General features: G+C 63.9%; 5 protein-coding genes and 1 pseudogene. All 6 read right to left on the bottom strand.

What is annotated here, in order from left to right:
* On the bottom strand, positions 1-199 hold a 199-nt coding region (locus Q0693_RS06840), incomplete at its 3' end, for a heavy metal-associated domain-containing protein (protein WP_243031710.1).
* 355 nt (positions 200-554) lie between these two features.
* Entirely contained in the window at positions 555-857 is a 303-nt protein-coding gene (locus Q0693_RS06835) for a non-heme iron oxygenase ferredoxin subunit (RefSeq protein ID WP_243031709.1), read from the bottom strand.
* A gap of 4 nt (positions 858-861) precedes the next feature.
* Positions 862-2,154: a Fe-S cluster assembly protein SufD gene (gene sufD, locus Q0693_RS06830; protein ID WP_298630216.1), complete on the bottom strand. Its 1,293-nt coding sequence runs from the start codon at positions 2,152-2,154 to the stop codon at positions 862-864.
* Positions 2,155-2,196: 42 nt separating this feature from the next.
* Positions 2,197-3,603 (bottom strand): Fe-S cluster assembly protein SufB, encoded by a 1,407-nt coding sequence (gene sufB, locus Q0693_RS06825; protein WP_243031707.1) that lies wholly within the window; start codon positions 3,601-3,603, stop codon positions 2,197-2,199.
* Positions 3,600-4,352, bottom strand: coding sequence for a Fe-S cluster assembly ATPase SufC (gene sufC / locus Q0693_RS06820; protein ID WP_298630213.1), 753 nt, complete (start codon positions 4,350-4,352; stop codon positions 3,600-3,602). The genes sufB and sufC overlap by 4 nt, the downstream gene beginning before the upstream one ends.
* A gap of 88 nt (positions 4,353-4,440) precedes the next feature.
* Positions 4,441-5,021, bottom strand: a pseudogene (locus tag Q0693_RS06815) (hypothetical protein); the annotation flags it as partial.

Genomic DNA, 5,021 nt, shown 5'->3' with positions numbered 1-5,021 from the left:
AGCCGGCCAGGGCGGCCCGGTACCCTTCCTCCTCCACCGCCCGGATCAGGGCCTCGGGGTCCGCCTTCCCCTCCACCAGGGCCTCGGCCCGTTCCAGGCTCACCTCGGCCCTTTCCACCCCGGGCACCTTCATGAGGGCCCTCTGTACCGCCATCACGCAGTGGTTGCAGGTCATGCCTTCCACCTTGAGCCTCAGCATCCTTCACCTTCCCCCACCCCAGGTGGGGTGGGTATTTCTACCCTACCCCCTCTCCCTTCCCGGTGTCAAGGACAAAGGCCCCAAGGTTTTCCTTGGGGCCCCAGGGGGAAGGCTTGGCGTGACGACTCCCCGTTCTAAAGAACAGGGCTTCTCAGGAATGATGAGACTGCTTGCACAGTGCTCATCCCTGAAGGCTCCGTCCGAGCCCAAAGGTATTCCTTCCATCGGTAGGCGAGTCTCGCACTCAAGCTCTACCGAAAAATACTATAGCAAATGTAGAGTATGTGGGGGAGTCCATGTATCCCACGGACTGAAGGTCCGGGGGATTATAGCTCCCCCAACCCCCCACCCTTCTCTAAAGGTCCAGCAGGATGGTGTCCCCTTCCAGCCTGGCGGGGAAGACCTTCACGGGTTTGGGGGCGGGCAGGGTCTGCCGGCCCGTCCTCAGGTCAAAGCGGGCCCCGTGCCGGGGGCAGAGGATCTGGCCCTCTTCCACCTCCCCCTCGTGCAAGGGGCCGTCGTCATGGGTGCAGAGGTCCTCCAGGGCGAAGACCTCCTCCCCGGTGTAGAGGAGGAGGATGGGCTTGCGGTGCTCGGGCCTTTTGACCACCAGCCTACCGTTTTCCAGATCGCCCAGCTTGGCTACCGGGGTCCACATGGCCTTAGATTCTAACCTTTTCCTCTATCACCGCTTCCAGGTGAGCCCTTAGGGCCTTTAGGGGAATGCGGGTGAGGACATCCGCCAGGTGGGCCTTGACCAGGAGTTCTTGGGCCAGGCTACGGGAAAGCCCCCGGGACTGGAGGTAGAAAAGCTGCCTCTCGTCCACGGGGGCGGTGGTGCTCCCGTGGGTGCAGCGCACGTCGTTGGCCCCGATCTCCAACTGGGGGATGGAATCCACCCGGGCGGTGGGGGAGAGGATGAGGTTGCGGTTGGCCTGGTAGGCGTCGGTCTTCTGGGCCCCCCGTTCCAGCTTGATGAGGCCGGAGAAGACCGCCCGGGCCTCGTCCTTCACCGCTCCCTTGTAGAGGAGGTCGCTTCGGGTATGGTGCTCCACGTGGTGCTGCAGGGTGTAATGGTCAAAGTGCTGCTGGCCGTGCCCGAAGTAAAGCCCCAGCATCTCGCTTTCCGCCCCCGGGCCCAATAGCTCCGAGGCCACCTCGCTCCGGGCGTAGCGCCCGCCCAGGTTCACCACCAGGTCGTTTAAGACGGCGTCCCGCTCCAGAAGGGCCCTTTGCCGGTGGAAGTGCCAAACTCCGTGGCCAAAAGTCTGGACGTGGGCGTGGCGCAGCCGGGCCCCGGGCCTTAGGACCATCTCCGTGGCGGAAAGATGCAGGGTGGGGGAAAGGTCCGAGGAGAGGTACTCCTCAATGTAGGCGGCCTTGGCGTTGTCCTCCAGGAAGAGGAGGCTCCGGCCCGCCGAGGCCTTGCCCCCTTCCAGCACCTTGAAGACCCCCAGGGGTTTTTCCACTTCCAGCCCTGCGGGCACGTAGAGGAAGGCCCCGTGGGTGAAGAAGGCGGCGTTTTGGGCAGCGAACTTGTCCTCGGTGTAAACCCCCTGGAACAGGGTGGCCTCCACCTTGGCGGGATGGGCCTTAAGGGCTTCCGCCAGGCTGGTGAGGACCAACCCCTTAGCCAGAAGCTCCTCGGGGACCTCGGCGTAGACCAAATCCGGCCCCACGAAGACCAGAAAACCGGAAACATCGGTTTTCTCCAAGCGGCGCTTTACCAGCTCGGGAAGCTCGTCCCGGGAAAGCCTAAGCCCCTTGGGGGTTTCCACTTCCCCTTCCAGGGGGGCCTCGGAAAGGTCGGTGTAGCGCCAGGCCTCGTCCTTTTTGCTGGGGTAGGGGAGGCGGGCGAAGGCCTCGAGGGCCTTTAGCCTCCTCTCCAGCACCCAGCCCGGCTCCCCCAAGGCCTGCGAAATGGCTTCCACCTGCGTTTTGTCCAGTACCTGCATGCATCCTCCTAGGGCAAAGGTTAAGGCTCTTGACGGGGACCCTTAGCCTACGGAGCCCTCCATCTCCAGCTCAATGAGCCGGTTGAGCTCCACCGCATACTCCAAGGGCAGCTCCTTGGCGATGGGTTCAATGAAGCCCCGCACGATGAGGGCTGCGGCCTCGTCCTCCTTAAGGCCCCGGGTCTGGAGGTAGAAGATCTGCTCGTCGTCCATCTTGGACACCGTGGCCTCGTGGCCCACGTGGGCGGTGTCCTCCTGGATCTCAATGTAGGGATAGGTGTCGGTGCGGCTTTCGGGGTCAATGAGGAGGGCATCGCACTCCACGTTGGCCCTGGCGTACTTGGCCCCGTCCAGCACCTTCACCAGGCCCCGGTAGCTGGCCCGGCCCTCCCCTTTGGAGATGCTCTTGGAAACGATGGTGCCCGAGGTATGGGGAGCGCCCAGGATGATCTTGGCCCCGGTGTCCTGGTGCTGGCCGGTCTTGGCAAAGGCGATGGAAAGGATCTCCGTGCGGGCTCCCGGCTCCAGGAGGTAGCTGGAGGGGTACTTCATGGTGACCTTGGAGCCCAGGTTGCCGTCCAGCCACTCGTGGAAGGCTTCCCCATAGACCAAGGCCCTTTGCGTCACCAGGTTGTACATGTTGGTGGACCAGTTCTGAATGGTGGTGTAGCGGCTCCTGGCTCCCCGTTTCACCACGATCTCAATGACCCCGGTGTGCAAGGACTCGCTGGAGTACATGGGGGCGGTGCACCCTTCTATGTAGTGCACCTCGGCCCCCTCGTCCACGATGATCAGGGTGCGCTCAAACTGGCCGAACTCGGGGGTGTTGACCCGGAAGTAGGCCTGCAAAGGGAGCTCCACCTTCACCCCCGGGGGGATGTAGACGAAGGAGCCCCCGGACCAGGCGGCGGAGTTCAGGGCGGCGAACTTGTTGTCCTCCGGGGGCACCACCTTGGCGAAGTACTCCTTGAAGAGGTCCTCGTACTTCTTCATGCCCTCTTCAATGGCCACGAAGATGACCCCCTGCCGCTCCAGCTCCTCCTTCACCCGGTGGTAGACCATCTCCGAGTCGTACTGGGCCCCCACCCCGGCCAGCACCTTGCGCTCGGCCTCGGGGATGCCCAGGCGCTCGTAGGTCCGGCGGATCTCCTCAGGGATTTCCTCCCAGCTCTTGGCGTCCCGGGTTTCCGCGGGCTTCACGTAGTAGACCAGGTTGTCCAGGTCCAGGCCCGAGAGGTCGGGGCCCCAGGTGGGCATGGGCTTCTTCTGGAAAATCTCCAATGCCCGCAGGCGGAACTTCAGCATCCACTCGGGCTCCCCCTTGTGGTAGCTGATGGCCTCAATGACCCTTCGGGTGAGGCCCCGCTCGGCCACGAAGACCGGCTTGACCTCGTCCACGAAGTGGTACTTGTATTCCTCTCCCAGGGCCTTCAGGTCTACCTCGCTCATGCCTCCTCCTTTACCCTTTCCCTAAGCCACTCGTAGCCCCGGGCCTCCAGCTCCAGGGCCAGCTCCGGGCCCCCTTCCGCCACGATGCGCCCGTCCATCATCACGTGTACCCGGTCGGGGACGAGGTAGTTCAGGAGGCGCTGGTAGTGGGTGATCACCAGGGCGCCGAAGTTCGGGCCCCGCATGGCGTTCACCCCCCGGGCCACCACCTTGAGGGCGTCAATGTCCAGCCCGGAGTCGGTCTCGTCCAAGACCGCGTAGGTGGGCTCCAGGACCAGAAGCTGGAGGATCTCGTTGCGCTTCTTCTCCCCGCCGGAGAAGCCCTCGTTGAGGTAGCGGGAGAGGTAGGATTCGTCCCAGTCCAGAAGCTCCAAGGCCTTCTTCACCTTGGTCCAAAACTCTGCCACCCCCACCTCCCGGCCCAGCTTGGCCTGGAGGGCCAGGCGCAGGAAGTTGGCCATGGTCACCCCCGGCACCTCCACCGGGTACTGGAAGGCCAGAAAGAGGCCCTTTTTGGCCCTCTCGTCCGGGGAGAGGTCCAGGATGCTCTCCCCATCCAGCAGGATGTCCCCTTTTTCCACCGTGTACTCGGGATCCCCGGCCAGGATCTTGCCCAGGGTGCTCTTGCCGGCCCCGTTGGGGCCCATGAGGGCATGTACCTGGCCCTTGGGGACCACCAGGTTCACGCCCTTAAGGATGGTTTCGCCATCTATAGAAGCCCAGAGGTCACGGATTTCTAGCTGGTTCATTGTTTTGCCTCCTGATGCTGGGTCGGGCCCTTACTGCGACCCGTTCGCAGTAAGAGTATAACCCCCTCATCCCCTAAAGTATAGTGATTTAGTCGGGATTTGCCAGGTGGAAGCCCAGGGCTTCGGCAAAGGCCAGGGGGGTAGGGGGAAGCCGCCTTTGGAGCTCGGGGCAGAAGCGGCCCAGGGCCCGGCCCAGCTGGAAGCGAAAGGGTTCGGGAAGGGGGCTTTTCCTCACCTCCAGAACCTTTTGCCAGGCGGCCTCCTTCTCCCCCAGGCCCAAAAGGGCCAGGATCTCCACCGCCCGGGCTTGGGCCAGGAGGCCTGGGTCCTCGAGGGGAGGCAGGGCCACCACCTGGGCCAGAGCCTCCCCAAACCGGCCTTCCCGGGCCAGGGCCTCCGCATAGCCCAGGCGGGCCTGGGCTTCCAGATAGGGGTTTTCCAGGGTAAGGAGGGGTTTTAGGAGGGCCTTGCCCTCTTCCGGGGGCAGAAGGAGGGAAAGGAGGCTAAGGGTGTCCAGGCGGAGAGCGGTATAGCGCTCGGTGGGCTCCTCGGGAATCTCTGCCAGGAGGTCCTGAAGAAGGCGGAAGGCGGTGGGGGCGGTAAGACCCCCAAGGAAGGGGGGGCGGTAGGGTTGGCCGGCCTCCAGGAGAAGATAGGTGGCTCCTAGGC

The organism is uncultured Thermus sp., assembly GCF_938010445.1.
Lineage (GTDB): Bacteria > Deinococcota > Deinococci > Deinococcales > Thermaceae > Thermus > Thermus altitudinis.
This window is presented reverse-complemented; position numbering and strand designations above follow the sequence as displayed.

Coding starts and splice junctions, on each gene's coding strand:
- Q0693_RS06835 (WP_243031709.1), bottom strand. CDS start 857: ATGTGGACCCCGGTAGCCAAGCTGGGCGATCTGGAAAACGGTAGGCTG.
- sufC (WP_298630213.1), bottom strand. CDS start 4,352: ATGAACCAGCTAGAAATCCGTGACCTCTGGGCTTCTATAGATGGCGAA.
- sufB (WP_243031707.1), bottom strand. CDS start 3,603: ATGAGCGAGGTAGACCTGAAGGCCCTGGGAGAGGAATACAAGTACCAC.
- sufD (WP_298630216.1), bottom strand. CDS start 2,154: ATGCAGGTACTGGACAAAACGCAGGTGGAAGCCATTTCGCAGGCCTTG.